The following is a 16665-nucleotide window of genomic DNA, read 5'->3' on the forward strand; positions in this document are numbered from 1 at the left end:
CTTTTACTTTATTTTCATTAAAAAGTTTTCTATATTTTCCATAATTTATTCTTTCCGCCATGTTAATGCAAAATCCCTCTTTCTTTACTCTTGACACAAATCATTATATTACATTTATGTATGGAGATATAAAAAACATAACATTTAAAGACCAATTTCTAAAAGGGGACTATTTATACTTCTTATTAAACCTAACATCCAAATACTAAACTTAATAAGAAACATACAAGCCACGACACTCACGCACCGTGGCTGAATATATACAATTGGTCTTTTTATCCTTATTGCGGATTCTTACCGCCCTTGCCCGTTCTTCGGTAACGTTTTGATAAAGGGGCTATGATCATTAATTATGAGCGCATAGATACGCTATCCCCACACTATTCTTTTTTCAAAGAACTGTATAGGTATAGCGTAATATTTATTCCATTTTGAGAAATCCCCGGAAACGTCCCCTTTTTCATCCCCTTTTTATCGAAAAAAAAGACCTGCATTTATGCAGATCAAATATAAATTAGTGAATTTACCTAGATAAAATTACTGACGAGATTTCATATCACTTATTCTTTGGGAGACGGGAATCTTGCAGCTTCAAAATGCGTACTATTTTCTACAGTAGAAATAACTCCAGCTACGCTACTTTGTGCAAAAACCTCGACTACATCCCCTGCATTCAATTGAATTATTGATGAAACAGCTACAACATTAGCAAAGTTTATTGGACCAAAAAAATCATTATCTATTGCAATTGCCGGATTTCCATTAACTCGAATTTCTACCCGCGCTCTATAGTTTGCGTTTAGATTATTGGGAATAAACGCAATTGTTCCAATAACAGAGTAAACACCTCTTGTCTTTGGTATAAAAATGGATGTTGCAGGGTTATATTCATTGGATAAATCAAATTGTTCATTTTGGAATAAAACTTTAACAAATGTATTTGCTGGCAAATTCTGATTAACTGTGCTCACAGCTCTAAAAGCAGATGCTCTTACAAGATTGTATTGGTTATCATCAGAACAACAATTCACTTTTACATTAAACCAAGGCTTTTCCTCATGTTTTTTATCACATTTGTCATAACTCTTACTGCTTTTATGACAATCATGATATTTCTTTTTGTAATCCTTACAATAATCATTGTAGTAATAAGACATACTAGATTCCTCCTTTAAATTTATTACTACATACTATGTAAGATAGATTATTAGTAAAGTTTGGACGAACTGTTACTATTTTTAATAGAATAAAAAAAGCCCCACTATCAGGCAGGGCAAGGAGACCAAAAAGCAGAGCAACCTCATCTTAACCTATCTATATCAACACCACAAAATGCTAGAATTCCATTTCTGTTGCTTCAAAAGCAAGTTTTATATAATCCCTAAAGCCGTAGCTATCAACCAAATAGCACTTTTTTTATTTTCATAGAAATTATCACGTCTCATCATCAACTCATTATAAACATAAGAATCTTTCACTTTCTCATTCCCTAAATATTTCAACTCAATAATCTTGCGCTCATCTTCATCAAGAGCATATTTTAAAGTCCGTTCAATTTGTTTAAAACGTATCTCATGATTCTTACCGTCACCTTTCATTTTAGGAAAAAGAACGATGCCACCCGCTTGAGCCTGTTCTTCTTGATTTTTCATCCGGACGCACAATGCTTTGTAGTTTTTCAGCTCCTTCACCACAAGTCTTCGCATCTCCTTTTCATCGATGTCTTCAAAAAATGACAATTGATTCATACGATACGGTTCCCCTCCGTTCAATCTGATTACTCTTTAGGACATTACTTCATTTCTTTTTGGCATTTTTTTAAATAATCGATAGCCTCTTGAACCTGTTCTTTTGTTGAAAGTAATTCCATCACATTGCCTTCTGTGTTATATACACGAATTTGTCTTTCCTTAAACTCCATTCCCAACATCCCATCATCACCTAAGAGCTTTACGTTATCTTCCATTTTCAAAACCTCACTTTCTATTCAAAGGATTATTTCGTTCAAATCTAACTTAAACTTTAGTTAATAAATGTAATTATCTTGTAAAAAATTTAACTACATTAACATCTCATACAGCTAGTTATTACGTTATAATATACGTAAATTCGTCTATGCACGAATACCCTATGACTAGCTAGGAGAAATCCTAGCCTTTTCTTTTGCAAAAGACCTTCTCCCCCCTTGAATAAAACTCAATATTCCATCCATACTATAGATAACCCATCTTTAATGTGCTGTAACCATTTAAATCTTATTTAAGACTGAGCAGTTAGCTTTTGCTAGCTGCTCTTCTTATTGTAATCCCCCAAAAATTCACCTAAGCATCCTTTTCTCATATATTATCTTTAATAATTACTTAAGGAGTGATGAGAATTATGCCATCTGTTGTAGCTAACCTTCTTGTTCAAAATAGCAATGGTGCTTTTAATTTAGGGGATTTTTATAACGTATCTCCAAAAGAGAATACAAAATCTTATAATGGTTCAGGGGCATCAAATGTTTCTTTTGTTGTTAATACCTTTAACGGTGTTAGTGCAACGAATACATTTGATTCTGATGTTGCTGATCAAGACCAAATTGTATCAAATTAGGCTACTCCTGAATAAAACCCAATATTCCGTTAATAATGTATATACAGTTTCTGATTCCCCTTCATACCCGAAGGCTTAGCAGCTAGCTTTTACTAGCTGCTCTTTTTATATTTCATAGGAATAAAATTCTAAATTCAACCGATACTATATAGGACTTTAAAAAGTCAGCTTTAAACTCTTCCCACTCTAGCTCTCTTGATCGAGGGTTGAGCAGTTGGCTCTTGCTAGCTGCTCTTTTGTTCTTATTTTTCTATTTGTTACATACATTTTTAACGTGTTCATTTTGTTCACTGAGTTACCTCCTATCTGTAAAGCAACCTAAGTGGTTGCTCTTTATATTTTTTTCAGAATAAATCATCAAGACTTGTCTATACTATAAATACACTTAATTTTTGAACTTCCTTCTTAACTTTTCTTTAGGAGAGCAGTTAGCTTTTGCTAGTTGCTCTTTTATTTCATTACTGCTCCTGTTACTTAAAAAAATTCTCTAACTATATTTCCAAAATAAATACCCATTCTTTATTCCCCCTCGAATAAAATCAATAACTCGGCATATAATATCTATGCATCTAGATCATTATCCCTGTACCGAGCAGTTAGACTGGGCTAACTGCTTTTTTGAGGTTTTCCGAATAAAATTCTAAATTATGTCCAATACTATAAATGAGCTGATACAGCTTGAATTCACAGTGACCTCTGTAATGTTCTTTTCCCTTTCTCTGAGGGCTTAGCAGTTAGCTTTTGCTAGCTGCTATTTATATGTTTTTTTTAAGTAATTCCATGTTTCGTTCCCTCGAATAAAATCCGATATTCCGGTAACACTAAGAACAAGCTACTTTTCCCCAAAGTAGTTCCTTTTAGCAGTGCTTGTGAGAGCAGTTAGCTTTTGCTAACTGCTTTTTTATATTGAATTAATAATAAAATTTTGGTCTTATTTCTGTTTTACACCATATACTTCTAACCTAGGGCCAGCTCATAGAGTTACCTCCTATCTGAAAGAGCACTTGTGCAAGGTGCTCTTTTTAGTTTCCTTATTTCTACAAAATGAAGTTTTTATTTGGTTTTCTTTTTTACATAATATTTTCGATTCTGCTCATACTATGTTTGTAACCCGCAATTACAAAAGCATCATTTGATAAGCCCCGTTTTCTTTTCTTACCAGGACAGCTAGCTAATCACGCTAGCTGTTTTATTGTATAAAATAGTGTTTTTGTTGGGTTTTCTTTCATTTCCGAATAATTTTTTCAATCCTGTTCATACTATTTTTGTAACTCTTAGTTACAAATTACTTCTGTAAGCGAGCATTTCTTTTGTACAGCAAGCAGTTAGTTTTATTAACTAGCTGCTTTGTTGTGCTTAATGAAATTTTTATTTAGCTTTCTTGCATGACTTTTTAGATTCTGCTCATACTATAGTTGTAACCTTTAGTTACAATGTATTGTGGGTATTGTTCTTCTTGGACGATAAAGCAGTTAGTTCATTGAGCTAGCTGCTTTGTCATTTACTAAGTACAAAATAGCATTTTTGTTTAAAATAATGCTCCCATCCATTTGGACACATTTACCAGTATTTTTACCAAAAAAATTCATGATATGGTTATTTAGTCGAGTACGTCATTACTTGACAATTACCCTTAGAAGCCCCGTGAATAAACGGGGTTTCTTTTATTAACATTCGAGTATCAATATATGTCTGTAAAAATAATCAGTTAAGTGTTAAAATTCCATAGATACTCTTTAGGGAGTTTTCATGTAATTAAACAAGAGTTTAAAAATTCTCGAATCTTAGCCCCTTGGAGCGCCCTTCAAGGGGCTAAACCATTTAAAATAACGATTTGTAATAGAATAAGCCCATATCAATCTTTTTACTTTCACTTTAAAGATGATACTTCGCTTTTGGTCCTAGTTTCCTAGGACCTCTTTTTAACTAAATAAAGATTTTGTTTGAACCGATTCACTAATCTCATACTTTGACATACAATAATAGTGCCTTTCTATATAATGTGAGCTCGTCACTGTCGTTATAATGAGGTATAAGGAGCGCTCTCAATTAGCGCTCTTCTTATTTACATAAAGGTTTTGTTATAAAATTGCACCTATCTAAAAAACATACATATGGTATCTTGGGTATTCTTTTTCAACATTAATTTTGATCAGAGAGCGCTTTGGAAGGCGCTCTTTAATTTTAAAATCTTTTCACATTTAAAGTGGACAAGCATATATTATTATATCTCCTCTTTTCTTTCATAGAATTTTACATTTATTGAGACAACATCCCCTTCGGATGTTGTCTTTTTTCTTATGAATAAAATAAGGATTTTGTTAATGAATTTATAAAATTATCAACATTAGGCAAAAGTCACATATATTATTTATGGATTGTTGTTTATAGTAATGGGCGGAGCACTCTGATCAGGTGCTCTTTTTTAATACTGATCAAATAAGAATTTTGTTTAATTTCCATTAACCGTTTTGATTCATTTGCATACATTACTATCACATGGAATTTCACAGGTCTCTCTGGACCAGTTACCTTGTATTCCTTGTGAACCTTGTGGAAAGAATCCGTTTATGACTAACGGGTTCTTTTATTTATTCTTCATACAATAACTATTTTATTGCACTTCCTAACTTACAGTAATGTCTTTGAAAAGACATTCATATATATTTATCGGATACCTTTTGAAATCCCTAAAGTATTAAATACTTTTAAGGGTTGGCTGACCAACACTATACGGCTAATTTTCACAAACTTATTAAAATTAACATAGATACACAAAAAGTTACGTTTTATAGGATAAAAAATTATCTTACGCAAAGGAGCTTGATTATTTGTGAATTACCCAAACGATAATAACTCTAACATTCAGAAACCTTGCACTTGTCCATCCCCCACGGCTAACAGTTTAAATGTTGTTCAAACTACCCCATCAATAGTTTCTGTAAATTCTGCGATTCCACTAGATACCGTGGTAAATTCTAATGGTACGGCAATCTCATTCACACCACCAACAACCGTTTTACTTGAAGGTGGAAGAACCTATTTGGCAATCTATGAAGTGCAAGTTATCATTCAGCCAGGAGGTAATTCGGCAGGTATCACTATGTATCTGAATAATAATCCAATCATTGGCTCAGGTACTTCTCTAGGATATACTGCAGGATTCACTTCTGTATCAGCCCCCGCAATTTTCACTACACCTCCAGGTATAACAAGTACTCTTACTGTTAATGTAGGACCATATTCTAATTCATTAAATACGTTGGGCTTGACTCTTGCTGTTGTAGCATTAACATAGTTAAATCTAATACTTTCTAAAATAAATTTCTTTGTCCTTTAACTGCGGTTTGGAGTTAACCTCTAAGAACTCACTATAACTACATATAGAAAAAGAATATTATCTAGATCAATAGTATTGGGTGACTCGGCTGACACAATTGCTGAGTCACCTATTTTTCTAAAATAACGCTTTTATGAAATTTCATTGTCAAATTCCTCACTTGTCCATTTCTCCGACCTCCTTTTCTAATAAAATAGCGTTTTTGTTAAGCTTTATTTAGCTTATTTAGATTAATTGCCGATTCCATCCAAAAGCTAACAATGAATTCCACAGTTACATTTTCGACTTGTTCTTCTGTATATTCATAAAAATCCACCGCTACATTTTTAGCGAATCTCTCTGCATATTCATCTTCTTTTCTAGAAACAGAAACTATAAAACTCATGTGCTCGTTATATACATGGTATTGATAAATCGTGTTAGGCATTTTATTCTCCCTTTCTCTCAAATAACGATTTTATTTGGTTTCTTCACATTTACAATCGTGCAACCACTCATCACACTTCCTGCATTCGCACTCACAGTTTTCTAATTTTTCTTCACACTTAGAACAATAATCTATAACTTCATAAATCACTTATTTTCCTCCTTACCAAGTTCCATAATAGTTCGAACCATCCACGCAAAACTGTTCGCTTCAACTAATATGAACTTCCCTTGCACCAAACTAGCGTCACATATCAGGTGTAGTTTTTCGATTGTTGTCATTTCCTTTTGCTCAATTATTTTTTCCCAGCCCATTTTGTCTCCCCCTATCAAATAAAGATTTTGTTTAAACTAATGTCCCATCAATTAACAACGGAAGATTTTCGCATTGATCGAACATTTTAATCCATTCTGAAATGTTGTCCTTCCCCATTACATCTAAATACTTTGCTAGTGCCTGTTCACGCGTTATCTCTACTGGTAAACCTTCTTCTTCTACTTCCTCGATGCTTTCTCCAGCTACAATTTCAACATATAGCTCAATTGCTTTTTCTTCCCCACCATCTTTAACTGCCATCAAAGCGTAATAATCATGTTTATTAAACTCAAAATATCTCATTATCGTTTTCCCCTCTCATTTAAAATAAGGATTTTATTAAATTTTAATTACGTTATTTCTCCCAGCTCGCCTTATAAATTTCACCTGTTTCAATGTTTTGTAGATTGCGGTATTTTTCTCCATCAATAACTCTTAATCCATATTTTTCTAACACCTCTGAGTTTTCTTCATAGTCTAGATGACCCGCGAAAACCATTTCACCTGATTCGATCTCATACACATCGAATTCATAATTCCAAGCAAAGTAGATCGCTTCTACAACATTTTCTTTTGGGATGGCATAGAAACACCCTTCGTCCCAATCCCACATTTTAAATTTGTGATTATTATCCAAACAAACCATCTCCTTTTCTATTCAAATAAGAATTTTGTTTAGTTTCACTCTAAAAGTAAAATTTTCATTTTTTTATTCAACCAAGTTCATAACATATTCTTTTCCTCCGATAAAATAATGATTAGGTGTCCCATACGCATTTTATCCACTGGAAATAATACCTTTCACGTACTTACGTATTAGAAAATTCATTTCTGCTTCTTCTGCAATAGCAATTTTGTTCACTTTTTTGATACATTTATGAAACATTCACATGTTATCTTCAATATGTTCTATTCTTTTTGAAAAACCGTGTGAGAATACCAAAACAAAAAGCCCTAGAGCCCTAACTCTAGGACTTCTTGTTTTCAAATAAGGATTTTGTTAAATATTCAATTGAACCTTTTAACACTCTCCTTATTACTAGGTCACAAGATATTCAGAAACCTTATAAAATTGTAATACTAATGTAAGGTTTCTCAATATGAACCAATGTATTTATGTAGTAAACTATTTATCGGCAATACATATAAAAGGAGAAACATTTATGACTTTTGAAGACAATCGTAAATTAGGCATTCAACAAGGGTGTATAGTAATAACAGATCAATCGCAATATCTTGTTGTTAAAAAGAATGAAAATTATTCTTTATTAAGCATTGCAACTGCGGAATGCATAAACTTTGAAGTTTCACTTGAACATCTTGAAGAAATGGTCCAAGTAGATTTAAAAGAAAAAATTCGAGATATCATTCCACCAGAGAATATTAAAATCGTAGCTCAAAACAGAATATAAAATGTATTTTCTAAGAACACTTTCGGTAGTGCTCTTTTTTCATGAACAGTTTCAAATAACGCTTTTGTTTAATTTAATACGTGTTCTTTTCGATGCAGTATTCTATTACAATTAATTTTTATGTTATAATTATCTACAGCATATATATTAATAGGCACAACAAATCTCATACATATAGGAGGACCTTAATGATCCTAACTCAAGAAAAGAATATAAAATTAATTATGCATTTTCTTACCCTATTATCTTTTTTTATTCTTATTTTCTTTAGCGTCACAATTTTTTATATACCATTGATTTTTTATTTCATATGCAAATCACAAGACATTCGAAAAAATATCCTTGAAGCTGTTTTTTATCAACTATTCATTTGGATAATTACAATGATTTGGAATCTATTCATAATAAGAATCTTAATGTTATCTTTGTCTAATTTAGACTTAACTTCAAATAACGCTTTGATTATTTTCGGGATAGCTCCTTTATATCTAATGCTGTTTCTTTTGTTAATTTTCGGACCTATAAAAGGAATTTTATATGTGCTACAGGCAAAAGACTTTCATTATCCTATTATTTCTAAATGGATTAACAAATAAAAATACGTGTAGAAGAATTCAGAGTTTTACTGAATTCTTTTTTTATGGACATTTCAAACTATTTTACATATTCCTCTGTTCCTTCTTTTTAACAAAATTCAAAATTGGTACTACTTTGCCACCCCCTGCGCTTTCCCGAAAGCTGTAGCTCTTCGATTGATTTGTTTTAGAATTCGACTAATTTGATTCTGAGTAACCCCTACACGTTCACCAATACTTTCTTGTGACATATGATTTGAATACATATCCCAGATCATTAACTCTCTATCTGGTAGCGTATTTATAAAAGAACGCATTACTATCTTTTTATCGATTTCTTCTGTTTTACGTGTTGAGCTTTCATCTACAAGCATTTGCTCTAGGGTTAAATCAGTATCTCCACTTCCTGATGAAAATGTTACGTCATGTAAAGAACTTGGAATTTGCTGATATCGCAAAGCTTCTTCTACATCCTCAACAGTTACGCCTAATAACTGACTAATGACCTCTGGTTTTTCTTCCGCAAATTTCCCTCTAATAATTCTGCCTTTTAAGTAGAATATTTCTCGCGTCACTTTAACTTTTTGATTATTTATAATCGCTCTAGTAGTTTCCCCATGCATTTTAGGAATCGCTAAAGTGGAGAACTTGCACCCATATGCAGAATCAAAATCTTTTCTTGCCTTAAGTAATCCGATCATGCCGCATTGAATTATATCCTCTATTTCTAAACCTGTATTACTTTTGATAGACTCCAAATTTGATCCGTACTTTTCCCATACAAACTTATAAACTAGCTATTTATATTTTTTAAAAAACTCATCATCCGTCAAGGTTTTCACATCAACTATTTCCGGCATTCGCTCCACCCCTTTTGATTTCCCTCATATCTGTCGGACCTTTCCAAATACCCGCTCGTTTCCAATGTTTTTTCTTTTTCCCGACATACGAGGGGCTAAGATCATACATAATACCAATATCTTTATCCGGTATACCTTGCATGTTTAAATTCCTGACAACCTCAGGTGTTAAACCACTCGGTGTTTCCCTTCTAGGTCCGCCGTTCTTTTTGGGCTGTGTATCCAAGTATCTACCCAACTGGCGTAAATCTTCACCGGTTGGGCATGCTTTACATTCATTGACACTGAAACATTCGTTTGATGTACGATTGTAATAACAACGTCTACATTTCTGTTCGATAATGTCACCAATTTGGTATGTGAGCTCTTTTCGTTCTTCTTTAGTCAGTTTCATACCATCCACCTACAAAACTGCTTTGAGCGCTATACCGAGCGCTTGCGATCTACCTTGTAACTCAAGACGATATTCTCGTTCTTTCGCAGCCGTTTCTTCTGCGGCGCGCACGTTAATATGCATTTTTTGAAGGTCATGCTCTAGTTCATGATTCTTTTCCGTAATTGCATTAAATTCATTGAGTAATGTGTTGTAATCTTCCTCACGAGCTTGCAGTTGTTGCTTCATACTCTCAAATGCATCTTCCGCTTCAAAACGTGCTTTCTTTTCCGCGATAAGATCTTGCGCTAATTTTTCTTTTATATCATTTAATTCTCCGTACAGTTTCGATACTTCACTTAGCTCTTTTCGAAGTGTATCTTTTTCATCAAGAACGTCATTTAATCGCTCTTTCCAAAATGCATCTAACTCTTCTACTCTCTCGATATGCTCAGCAACTACAGGTTTTAATTTTGGCAGTTCAGATTTCGTTTTCTCGTCATTTTGAGGTTGTGTTGATGGTTTTGTATTCTGAGGATTCTTAGGTGCGCCTACACGCTTATCAGGCGTTGCATTTGTTTCACGTCTTTTTGCAACGTGATAATATAAATTCCCTTCGGTCACGCCAAATTCTGCCGCGATATTTCCCCAAGTCCATTTCTTTTCATCAGCAGCACGTAATTTTTCAGCAGTCGCACAAATTTGATCCCAATTTTTTTGTTCAGCCATATGTTCTGTTCTCCCCTCGTCTAGGCTTTCGCCTAAGCTTTTTATACTTTTACCAATCACACAGTTTTCCGAACACCAACGCGCTATTTCATAATTGTTTCCAATCGATTTCGGAACAGTTTTACACCCTTTGCAATTGTCATCCTGTATATTTAATATCCTGAGTCGGATTTGACGTTTTTCGGCTTTGTTCAATCCATCACCCCATATGAGATTGAAAGGTAGGTAGTACAACGAAATTGTCATACTACCAACTTGTATTTATTAGTCTTCTAATGTTTCATCAAAAGGCTTATCCTCGTCAGTGACTTCATGTTCATCAGAAGATGCCGATTCTTTTTCTTTTACTTGCTTTTCTTCTGGTACAACCGTTTCTTCCTTCGGTTTCTCTTCTGCCTTTGGCTGTTCTGCTGCATTCGGTTGCTTTTCTTTCCATTCGTGCCATTTAATCGCTAATGGAGCAACACGTTTACGATACTCATCGATGACTTCAATAATTTGTCCCGATGACATATTCAGTTCGCTTGCAAGTTTTAAGTAAGACTCACCTTCCTGACGGCGCTTCACAATGTCAGGCATCTTATTAGGCATTCCGTCAAAGCTTGGTGCTAAACCACTGATAATAAACGCATCGACAATTTCACGATCTGTTTGTTCTTTCTCTTCGCGCGTTTGAATTTTCTCTTCAGGGATATCAAAGTCTGCTTCCATTTGCTCGTACGCTTGTTTCACTTCTTGCACAACGCCTTTATCATCTACTTCGTATTCTGTTAATGGTTTGTTTGTTTTTACGTTTAGTTTTACATTGTAATTCACCACAAGAGACTCGATTGAAACATCTACTTTGATATCAATCATTTCAGATAGTGCTTCCATACTTCCATTTAACGAATCATCCGTTACTTCTAAAACGATTTCCTTTTTACCACCTGGTTTAAGATTTACTTTCTTTAAAGTTGGTTTGAATTCGATATATGACATATGATCCGCTCCCTTTATTTCGCTTGTTTTAGTTTTTTCTCTTCACGTTTTAATTTGTCGTACTCATCCAATGTGATAAATCCGCCATACTTGATAACATGCTTTAAAAGAATGAGCTGTAAATGTGGGTATTTATACTCAAACATCTTTTTCTTTACCGCGAATGTTTGTGTAACCATACCCTTTATGTCTACGACTTCTACATCACCATTTGGCAAATAAACCATGAAGTCTGCGATATATGTAATTGCCTTAAAACTTTTACCGTTCTTTGTAAACGCTGGTTGCAAGGTGAATCTTGGTTGTAATTCGAAGCTTGAAACTTCACCTGCAGTTTGGCGAATTTTTAATCCGGAGTAATAATCCGCTTCTGCTTTACTATCGAAAACATGACCGTCTAGTTTAACTTTTTTATTGTTATATTTACTCATAACTTTTCTCTTTCGCTTCACTAATTAACTGAGTGATTTCATATACAGCATTTTGTGCACATTCCATGTTTCTTCACCCCTTGAATATTTTTCAAAAATCCATACATACTATTTTCAAGCCGCCGTATCCACGGCTAATACTTCTTTCTTTTGTTACAGCAGAAGCTGGTAGGTTATTCACTTATCTGCTTTCTCTGTATATTTTTTAAGAAATCGAAAATAATACCAACAAGCTGTTTGAACTAGCAGCTTCACTCTTCTCGTAATGGGAATGCAATTTATCACAATTAGCTAACTCATTCGACTCACTGGCAGACAACCAAAAATGTTGTCTGCTTTTTGTATGGAATTTTTTATTTTACATATACTACTTTTGAGCCTGTTACCAATGCAAGCCATTTGGTGTTTTGAATTCCGACTAAGCTTTTTTGTTGCATAGATTATTACATCTTTGACAACACTGTTTTAAAGCGCGTTTTCTGGTTATTCGTAGTTCTAATCCAGAATAATTTTTCTCCTATAAAGGACGGCAGGTACGACTGCTCGTCCTTTTTTACTTATACCGCATACTCTCCCTTCTGGTAGTTTCGAACTACATTGCCCTCATCATCGTAGTAAGCAGTTTCCCAAAAAGGATGACAGTTGTGCTTTTCAATTTCCCCATCGAACAAAACAAACAGATTAGTTTTCCAGTTTCCGACGATCGTACCCCACATGCCAGCTACGTTTACTCGCATACCCATGTATGCAAAATGTAGGTTGCGGTAATTCTGCATTTTCTTAAACACTTGTTCTGCGCTGTACATCCGCTTGATATCAAAAACACCTTCGTTCTCGCACTTTACAAACTTCATGAATTCACCCATTGGTATCGTTAGAAGCTTTGTTCTGAACTTTTGCCAGTACAGAAATCTTGCCTTTCCTTCAGTTTCTGCTACCACATATTCTTCATTCGGCCATTGTTCGAAAATGGTAGTAAGTTTGAATTTGTAAAGGACCACCATCCTTTCACCTCCCCCTTAATTCTCAATCAACTGGTGGAACAGTTTTTCGTTTCTTGTGTCTAGTGCGTAATCAATGAGTTGGTATTTTATTAACTTGTCAATTTCATCATGATCTTCCCCATCAATATGCGTTTCAAGTGAGCACTCATCATCTTCAAGTACTTCCATGTATAAAGGTTCCTTGTATTTACCTTTAAAATTGATTTGAATGTAAATTGGTGCATCATTGGCATTGAAATGATGATACGCTGACATCCCATCTGTGACAGTTAAATTTGGTTTATAAAACGCGAACAGTTTTCCTTCTGCAAACTCTGCAGAAATTTCAATTCCATACGGGTACTTCTTTGCATTTTCAACAAAGTGGATTCTTGTTACAAACCTTAAATGCTTACGAAATGTGTAGATGAATGGAAAGCCCTCGTGTCTTCTGGGCAAGATATGATTTAAAACAAATTGCATAAACTCTCGCTTTTTCTCAACCGACACGTTGCCCATGAAGTAACCCCCTTTTCCATCCTTCAAATTTTTGTAACCAAGTATCCCAATTTTCTTTTTGCATGGCTTCCTGCTGTTTTGCTACCTCACACGTACAACCTTCAATCGTTACCATCCCAGGATAAATTTCTGTATGAACTACACCAGTGTTACTGCATGTCATGCACATTCTTTTCACTCCTTCTCACGATAATCTTCGCCTTCTACAGCGATTAAGAAATGTTTACTCATGCCGAACAATCTGCTCTTAGCTGCATAACCAATCTTTTCAGGTAATGTTTCATCATCTTCATTAGAGCTGTATAAAATCGGTAAATTATGTCGATACCGAAAATCAATGATTTGATAGTAGAGGTTCTCTTTCGCTTCTGAGGATTTTGACTTCCCTAGGTCATCCCATATGAGGACCTCTACTTGTTTTGCGTGGTTTAACAATCGGTTAAATTCTTTCTTATCATCGTTCATTATCTTGGCTGCAATAAGATCATCCATGAAAGTTCCGTCTGATATAAGCAATACGCTATATCCTCGCTTCATCAAGTACTTCGCTGCAGCTACTTGAAGGTGTGTTTTACCAAGTCCGAAACTGTTATGTTCTCTCTTGGCTTGCGCTCGCTTTGCTGCTTCTAATTGCTTAATTCGTAACTCTCCAAATGTTGCTACAAAACCTAAGCTATTTTGTTTTGTCCCCTTGATCTGTTTAAAATAATGCAGATACTCCACCATCGTTTTGTAGAGAAGCTTTTGTTGCTCTGTTTCTCTTTTGTACGAATCAAACCGAGCATCTGCAAATTCTTCTGGAATCATTGCATTTTTCAACCTTCGCTCCAGTACTCGTTGCGCTTTACATTCGCAATCCTTTTGCATTGCTACTCGCATACCGAACTGGTTCACTTCTTCATAGAAAATCACTTCTGAATCCTGACACTTTACACATCTAAACTCGTTTAATGAAGCTTGGCATGTTGCGTTCTCGGCTTGCATTTTCTTCCTCATAGCTTCTGCCCGTACCATAACCTTTGCCAGTGCGTCCCCTACGCGTTGCATTGTTTACACCACCTCTTTGGTTTTTATAATCCTCATCAAGCTTGATTACATCTGCCAATGTTTTCACGTTGCTTTTTTGCCAGTTCATCAAAATCTTTCGAATATACGCCCATCTTGGTGCATTTTCATCGATAGCTTTATCAACTGCTCTATTTACTAGCTCACTCCCAAACGAATCACAAAACTCTCCTAATTCCTGCTCTGCAATTACACTTAATGGAATGTTACTTTTCATTAGGTGTTCCAAGCTATTTTTAAACTGTGGATCAATTAATGGATGATGGTTATCATCATCTATATTTGTAGTAATCTCTGTAGTAATCTCTGTATTTGTCCTTACTTCTAAGTTAGGAGGGTCATTACTTTGAAGTAAGGAGGGGGGTGACTTTGAAGTAAGGAGGGGGGTGACTTCTAAGTAACCAGGGTCTTCATTGACTTGTTGATACATGGTAGATATCTTTTTAATTTCTGATGCTACTGGTTCAACAAACATCACATTATTTAAAACCTTTCCATCCACATGGATAGTACGGAATTCGATATTAATAAGAATCATATCTGTTAATAAATCGCATGCCCTTTTCACCTGTAATTTTGTAAAACCAAAAGTATCTGCTAACTGCTGATAATTCTTTTGTAATTTATCAGCCTTAAATTTTTTCTTATAAGTGACTTTTCCGTTTATTTCATCACGTATAACGGTTGGTCTATACCAATAAACAATTTCACTTAGAACCATAATGGCTACAATATGCGGTTTTCCATTACTAAAAGTGATGCGATTAAACCATTCATGATCCACCACATTCCCCTTCAGATTTAATTCTCCAATCTCAGATACAGCCTTACTCATGCTGGTTACCCCCTTGTACAAATCGCGATGTAAGACTCTTTTTCCTTAATGACTTTCTCAATTCGATAACCTGGATATCCAGTTTGTATATAACGTGCAATAGACTGCTTTAATTCATCTTTTGATTGCGCTCTCTCCCACAACTTGTGAGAGAGAAGCACTTTTGATTTGTTACTCACCTTCAATCACGAATTCTGTTTGTCCGTCTCCTTCGGTTGGTTGTTCCACTTCAATTGGATCCGCTTCGATAAATTCCGGTTCTTCCGTGATATCCTTACGTACCACTTCGTCATGCTGCGCTTGTGACTGTACTTCGATGCTAATTGGTAAGTATTTAAACATGTAACGAACCACCGTTTTCTTTGCCATTTCCTCATAATCTGTTTTCCACGGGCTATAGTTAGAATTTGCTGAAGCTGAACGCCCTCTTCGTTTTTCAATTTCACTCTTTGGCATAAATTCCATTTGGTGTCCGCCATCCTTGAAATGTGCTACTGCATACGCTCCAATAAACTCACCACGATCACCAAATGACGGTTTGTGCTTTAGTTGAGGATGTAAGCCTAATTCGTATTCGAATTCATCATTTTCATACACCGCATGTGCATAAATGCTTTGAATATGACCAGAACGTCTTGCTAAATCAATCATGCCTTTATATCCGATAATGAAAGTCGCTTCACTCTTATACGGTAAGATGTAACAATGACCTAGTAATCCAGGTTCAAGCCCTAACTGTACGGCTTGCATAACAGCTCCCATGAGTGACGGTACTTTGCATTCAAGTAATTTTGGATTTGTACGAATCGTTGTTAATGCAATTCGGCTCATACGATCCATGCTCATATGCTTTGGTAAGACTTCCGCAAAACGTGGAGCCATTTTCTTCATGTAAGCTTCCACTGTTTGTTCAGGTGATGCTGGTGCGCTTACTTTACGATTTGCTAATTGATTTTTTACATCTTTGTTAGTTGCCATTAGTTTTTTACCCCTTCCGTCAATACAGTTAATTTCATACCATGTTCACCTTCAAAGTTTTCCATATGCAAAGAACTCTTTCTCCCAAGCAAATTCACTAAAATTAAATTTTCAGCCTCCACACTATTTACAAGATAAAACTCATCCCATTTATCTCCATCGACATCATAACCTTCAATAAAAACCGCTTTACCAACTAATTCTTTATTAAATACTGTTGATTGAACTAAAATCTCCATAATATTTC

At 34.8% G+C, this 16665-nt stretch carries 24 protein-coding genes and 1 pseudogene; 4 read left to right on the top strand and 21 right to left on the bottom strand.

Features of this window, described 5'->3' with window-relative positions:
• Nucleotides 1-560: 560 nt before the first annotated feature.
• The 3 genes from N2V92_RS21990 to N2V92_RS22000 form a co-directional block, all read right to left on the bottom strand.
• Entirely contained in the window at nt 561-1157 is a 597-nt protein-coding gene (locus tag N2V92_RS21990; protein WP_086403469.1) for an ABC transporter permease, read from the bottom strand.
• Nucleotides 1158-1370: 213 nt separating this feature from the next.
• Nucleotides 1371-1748 (bottom strand): ArpU family phage packaging/lysis transcriptional regulator, encoded by a 378-nt coding sequence (locus tag N2V92_RS21995; protein ID WP_140153374.1) that lies wholly within the window; start codon nt 1746-1748, stop codon nt 1371-1373.
• 44 nt (nt 1749-1792) lie between these two features.
• On the bottom strand, nt 1793-1966 hold the full coding sequence (locus N2V92_RS22000; protein ID WP_170264813.1) for a hypothetical protein: 174 nt from the start codon (nt 1964-1966) through the stop codon (nt 1793-1795).
• A gap of 413 nt (nt 1967-2379) precedes the next feature.
• Between N2V92_RS22000 and N2V92_RS22005 the strand changes: the two genes are divergently transcribed.
• Nucleotides 2380-2595: a spore germination protein gene (locus tag N2V92_RS22005; RefSeq protein WP_086403467.1), complete on the top strand. Its 216-nt coding sequence runs from the start codon at nt 2380-2382 to the stop codon at nt 2593-2595.
• A gap of 2833 nt (nt 2596-5428) precedes the next feature.
• A complete protein-coding gene (locus tag N2V92_RS22010) occupies nt 5429-5893 on the top strand; it encodes a hypothetical protein (RefSeq protein WP_086403466.1) in 465 nt (154 codons plus the stop codon).
• A 247-nt stretch (nt 5894-6140) separates the two neighbouring features.
• Here the strand turns inward: N2V92_RS22010 and N2V92_RS22015 are convergent, their stop codons facing one another.
• The 4 genes from N2V92_RS22015 to N2V92_RS22030 form a co-directional block, all read right to left on the bottom strand.
• Nucleotides 6141-6362, bottom strand: a complete 222-nt coding sequence (locus N2V92_RS22015; protein ID WP_086403465.1) for a hypothetical protein — start codon at nt 6360-6362, stop codon at nt 6141-6143.
• Nucleotides 6363-6508: 146 nt separating this feature from the next.
• Nucleotides 6509-6676, bottom strand: a complete 168-nt coding sequence (locus tag N2V92_RS22020) for a hypothetical protein (RefSeq protein ID WP_170264814.1) — start codon at nt 6674-6676, stop codon at nt 6509-6511.
• 31 nt (nt 6677-6707) lie between these two features.
• Nucleotides 6708-6980 carry a hypothetical protein gene (locus N2V92_RS22025; protein WP_086403464.1) on the bottom strand — a complete coding sequence of 91 codons (273 nt, stop codon included), beginning with the start codon at nt 6978-6980 and terminating at the stop codon, nt 6708-6710.
• A gap of 52 nt (nt 6981-7032) precedes the next feature.
• Nucleotides 7033-7323: a hypothetical protein gene (locus N2V92_RS22030; protein ID WP_228490303.1), complete on the bottom strand. Its 291-nt coding sequence runs from the start codon at nt 7321-7323 to the stop codon at nt 7033-7035.
• Nucleotides 7324-7840: 517 nt separating this feature from the next.
• On the opposite strand from N2V92_RS22030, the gene N2V92_RS22035 reads away from it, so the two are divergent.
• Together N2V92_RS22035 and N2V92_RS22040 are read left to right on the top strand one after the other, a co-directional pair.
• Complete coding sequence (locus N2V92_RS22035; RefSeq protein ID WP_033728672.1) at nt 7841-8089, top strand: hypothetical protein; 249 nt, start codon at nt 7841-7843, stop codon at nt 8087-8089.
• Between the two features lie 188 nt (nt 8090-8277).
• Complete coding sequence (locus N2V92_RS22040) at nt 8278-8685, top strand: DUF4870 domain-containing protein (protein WP_086403462.1); 408 nt, start codon at nt 8278-8280, stop codon at nt 8683-8685.
• A 110-nt stretch (nt 8686-8795) separates the two neighbouring features.
• On the opposite strand, the gene N2V92_RS22045 is transcribed toward N2V92_RS22040, so the two are convergent.
• From N2V92_RS22045 to N2V92_RS22110, 14 genes and pseudogenes are all read right to left on the bottom strand, one after another.
• The gene (locus tag N2V92_RS22045; protein ID WP_140153372.1) at nt 8796-9422 is read right to left on the bottom strand and encodes a sigma-70 family RNA polymerase sigma factor; all 627 of its coding nucleotides are present in this window, start codon (nt 9420-9422) and stop codon (nt 8796-8798) included.
• An 85-nt stretch (nt 9423-9507) separates the two neighbouring features.
• Nucleotides 9508-9918, bottom strand: a complete 411-nt coding sequence (locus N2V92_RS22050; protein WP_137025948.1) for a hypothetical protein — start codon at nt 9916-9918, stop codon at nt 9508-9510.
• Nucleotides 9919-9927: 9 nt separating this feature from the next.
• Nucleotides 9928-10626: a hypothetical protein gene (locus N2V92_RS22055; RefSeq protein ID WP_228490307.1), complete on the bottom strand. Its 699-nt coding sequence runs from the start codon at nt 10624-10626 to the stop codon at nt 9928-9930.
• 33 nt (nt 10627-10659) lie between these two features.
• Nucleotides 10660-10872, bottom strand: a pseudogene (locus tag N2V92_RS22060) (hypothetical protein); the annotation flags it as partial.
• Nucleotides 10873-10890: 18 nt separating this feature from the next.
• Nucleotides 10891-11607 (bottom strand): 2-methylcitrate dehydratase, encoded by a 717-nt coding sequence (locus N2V92_RS22065; protein ID WP_086403458.1) that lies wholly within the window; start codon nt 11605-11607, stop codon nt 10891-10893.
• A 14-nt stretch (nt 11608-11621) separates the two neighbouring features.
• Nucleotides 11622-12038 carry a DUF1064 domain-containing protein gene (locus N2V92_RS22070; RefSeq protein ID WP_086403457.1) on the bottom strand — a complete coding sequence of 139 codons (417 nt, stop codon included), beginning with the start codon at nt 12036-12038 and terminating at the stop codon, nt 11622-11624.
• A 557-nt stretch (nt 12039-12595) separates the two neighbouring features.
• On the bottom strand, nt 12596-13042 hold the full coding sequence (locus N2V92_RS22075; RefSeq protein WP_153591263.1) for an MFS transporter: 447 nt from the start codon (nt 13040-13042) through the stop codon (nt 12596-12598).
• 15 nt (nt 13043-13057) lie between these two features.
• Complete coding sequence (locus N2V92_RS22080; RefSeq protein ID WP_086403456.1) at nt 13058-13540, bottom strand: YpiB family protein; 483 nt, start codon at nt 13538-13540, stop codon at nt 13058-13060.
• Nucleotides 13521-13709: a hypothetical protein gene (locus N2V92_RS22085; RefSeq protein ID WP_086403455.1), complete on the bottom strand. Its 189-nt coding sequence runs from the start codon at nt 13707-13709 to the stop codon at nt 13521-13523. Before N2V92_RS22085 ends, N2V92_RS22080 begins: the two co-directional genes overlap by 20 nt.
• A gap of 5 nt (nt 13710-13714) precedes the next feature.
• Nucleotides 13715-14524 (bottom strand): ATP-binding protein, encoded by an 810-nt coding sequence (locus N2V92_RS22090; RefSeq protein ID WP_228490302.1) that lies wholly within the window; start codon nt 14522-14524, stop codon nt 13715-13717.
• A complete protein-coding gene (locus N2V92_RS22095) occupies nt 14478-15440 on the bottom strand; it encodes a DnaD domain-containing protein (RefSeq protein ID WP_137026778.1) in 963 nt (320 codons plus the stop codon). Before N2V92_RS22095 ends, N2V92_RS22090 begins: the two co-directional genes overlap by 47 nt.
• Before the next feature lie 5 nt (nt 15441-15445).
• Complete coding sequence (locus N2V92_RS22100) at nt 15446-15619, bottom strand: hypothetical protein (RefSeq protein ID WP_153591262.1); 174 nt, start codon at nt 15617-15619, stop codon at nt 15446-15448.
• Entirely contained in the window at nt 15612-16418 is an 807-nt protein-coding gene (recT, locus tag N2V92_RS22105) for a recombination protein RecT (RefSeq protein WP_086403454.1), read from the bottom strand. The genes N2V92_RS22100 and recT overlap by 8 nt, the downstream gene beginning before the upstream one ends.
• Nucleotides 16418-16657, bottom strand: coding sequence for a hypothetical protein (locus tag N2V92_RS22110; protein ID WP_137026776.1), 240 nt, complete (start codon nt 16655-16657; stop codon nt 16418-16420). Before N2V92_RS22110 ends, recT begins: the two co-directional genes overlap by 1 nt.
• Nucleotides 16658-16665 lie beyond the last annotated feature (8 nt).

It is taken from the genome of Bacillus sp. CH_48 (assembly GCF_038008465.1).
Lineage (GTDB): Bacteria > Bacillota > Bacilli > Bacillales > Bacillaceae_G > Bacillus_A > Bacillus_A thuringiensis_S.

What these genes read in the sequence shown, in the direction of transcription:
- N2V92_RS22005 (WP_086403467.1), top strand. Translation starts at nt 2,380, where the DNA reads ATGCCATCTGTTGTAGCTAACCTTCTTGTTCAAAATAGCAATGGTGCT.
- N2V92_RS22095 (WP_137026778.1), bottom strand. Translation starts at nt 15,440, where the DNA reads ATGAGTAAGGCTGTATCTGAGATTGGAGAATTAAATCTGAAGGGGAAT.
- N2V92_RS22030 (WP_228490303.1), bottom strand. Translation starts at nt 7,323, where the DNA reads ATGGTTTGTTTGGATAATAATCACAAATTTAAAATGTGGGATTGGGAC.
- recT (WP_086403454.1), bottom strand. Translation starts at nt 16,418, where the DNA reads ATGGCAACTAACAAAGATGTAAAAAATCAATTAGCAAATCGTAAAGTA.
- N2V92_RS22080 (WP_086403456.1), bottom strand. Translation starts at nt 13,540, where the DNA reads ATGGGCAACGTGTCGGTTGAGAAAAAGCGAGAGTTTATGCAATTTGTT.
- N2V92_RS22025 (WP_086403464.1), bottom strand. Translation starts at nt 6,980, where the DNA reads ATGAGATATTTTGAGTTTAATAAACATGATTATTACGCTTTGATGGCA.
- N2V92_RS22070 (WP_086403457.1), bottom strand. Translation starts at nt 12,038, where the DNA reads ATGAGTAAATATAACAATAAAAAAGTTAAACTAGACGGTCATGTTTTC.
- N2V92_RS22050 (WP_137025948.1), bottom strand. Translation starts at nt 9,918, where the DNA reads ATGAAACTGACTAAAGAAGAACGAAAAGAGCTCACATACCAAATTGGT.
- N2V92_RS22000 (WP_170264813.1), bottom strand. Translation starts at nt 1,966, where the DNA reads ATGGAAGATAACGTAAAGCTCTTAGGTGATGATGGGATGTTGGGAATG.
- N2V92_RS22015 (WP_086403465.1), bottom strand. Translation starts at nt 6,362, where the DNA reads ATGCCTAACACGATTTATCAATACCATGTATATAACGAGCACATGAGT.
- N2V92_RS21990 (WP_086403469.1), bottom strand. Translation starts at nt 1,157, where the DNA reads ATGTCTTATTACTACAATGATTATTGTAAGGATTACAAAAAGAAATAT.
- N2V92_RS22020 (WP_170264814.1), bottom strand. Translation starts at nt 6,676, where the DNA reads ATGGGCTGGGAAAAAATAATTGAGCAAAAGGAAATGACAACAATCGAA.
- N2V92_RS22110 (WP_137026776.1), bottom strand. Translation starts at nt 16,657, where the DNA reads ATGGAGATTTTAGTTCAATCAACAGTATTTAATAAAGAATTAGTTGGT.
- N2V92_RS22075 (WP_153591263.1), bottom strand. Translation starts at nt 13,042, where the DNA reads ATGGTGGTCCTTTACAAATTCAAACTTACTACCATTTTCGAACAATGG.
- N2V92_RS21995 (WP_140153374.1), bottom strand. Translation starts at nt 1,748, where the DNA reads ATGAATCAATTGTCATTTTTTGAAGACATCGATGAAAAGGAGATGCGA.
- N2V92_RS22035 (WP_033728672.1), top strand. Translation starts at nt 7,841, where the DNA reads ATGACTTTTGAAGACAATCGTAAATTAGGCATTCAACAAGGGTGTATA.
- N2V92_RS22090 (WP_228490302.1), bottom strand. Translation starts at nt 14,524, where the DNA reads ATGCAAGCCGAGAACGCAACATGCCAAGCTTCATTAAACGAGTTTAGA.
- N2V92_RS22085 (WP_086403455.1), bottom strand. Translation starts at nt 13,709, where the DNA reads ATGTGCATGACATGCAGTAACACTGGTGTAGTTCATACAGAAATTTAT.
- N2V92_RS22055 (WP_228490307.1), bottom strand. Translation starts at nt 10,626, where the DNA reads ATGGCTGAACAAAAAAATTGGGATCAAATTTGTGCGACTGCTGAAAAA.
- N2V92_RS22040 (WP_086403462.1), top strand. Translation starts at nt 8,278, where the DNA reads ATGATCCTAACTCAAGAAAAGAATATAAAATTAATTATGCATTTTCTT.
- N2V92_RS22065 (WP_086403458.1), bottom strand. Translation starts at nt 11,607, where the DNA reads ATGTCATATATCGAATTCAAACCAACTTTAAAGAAAGTAAATCTTAAA.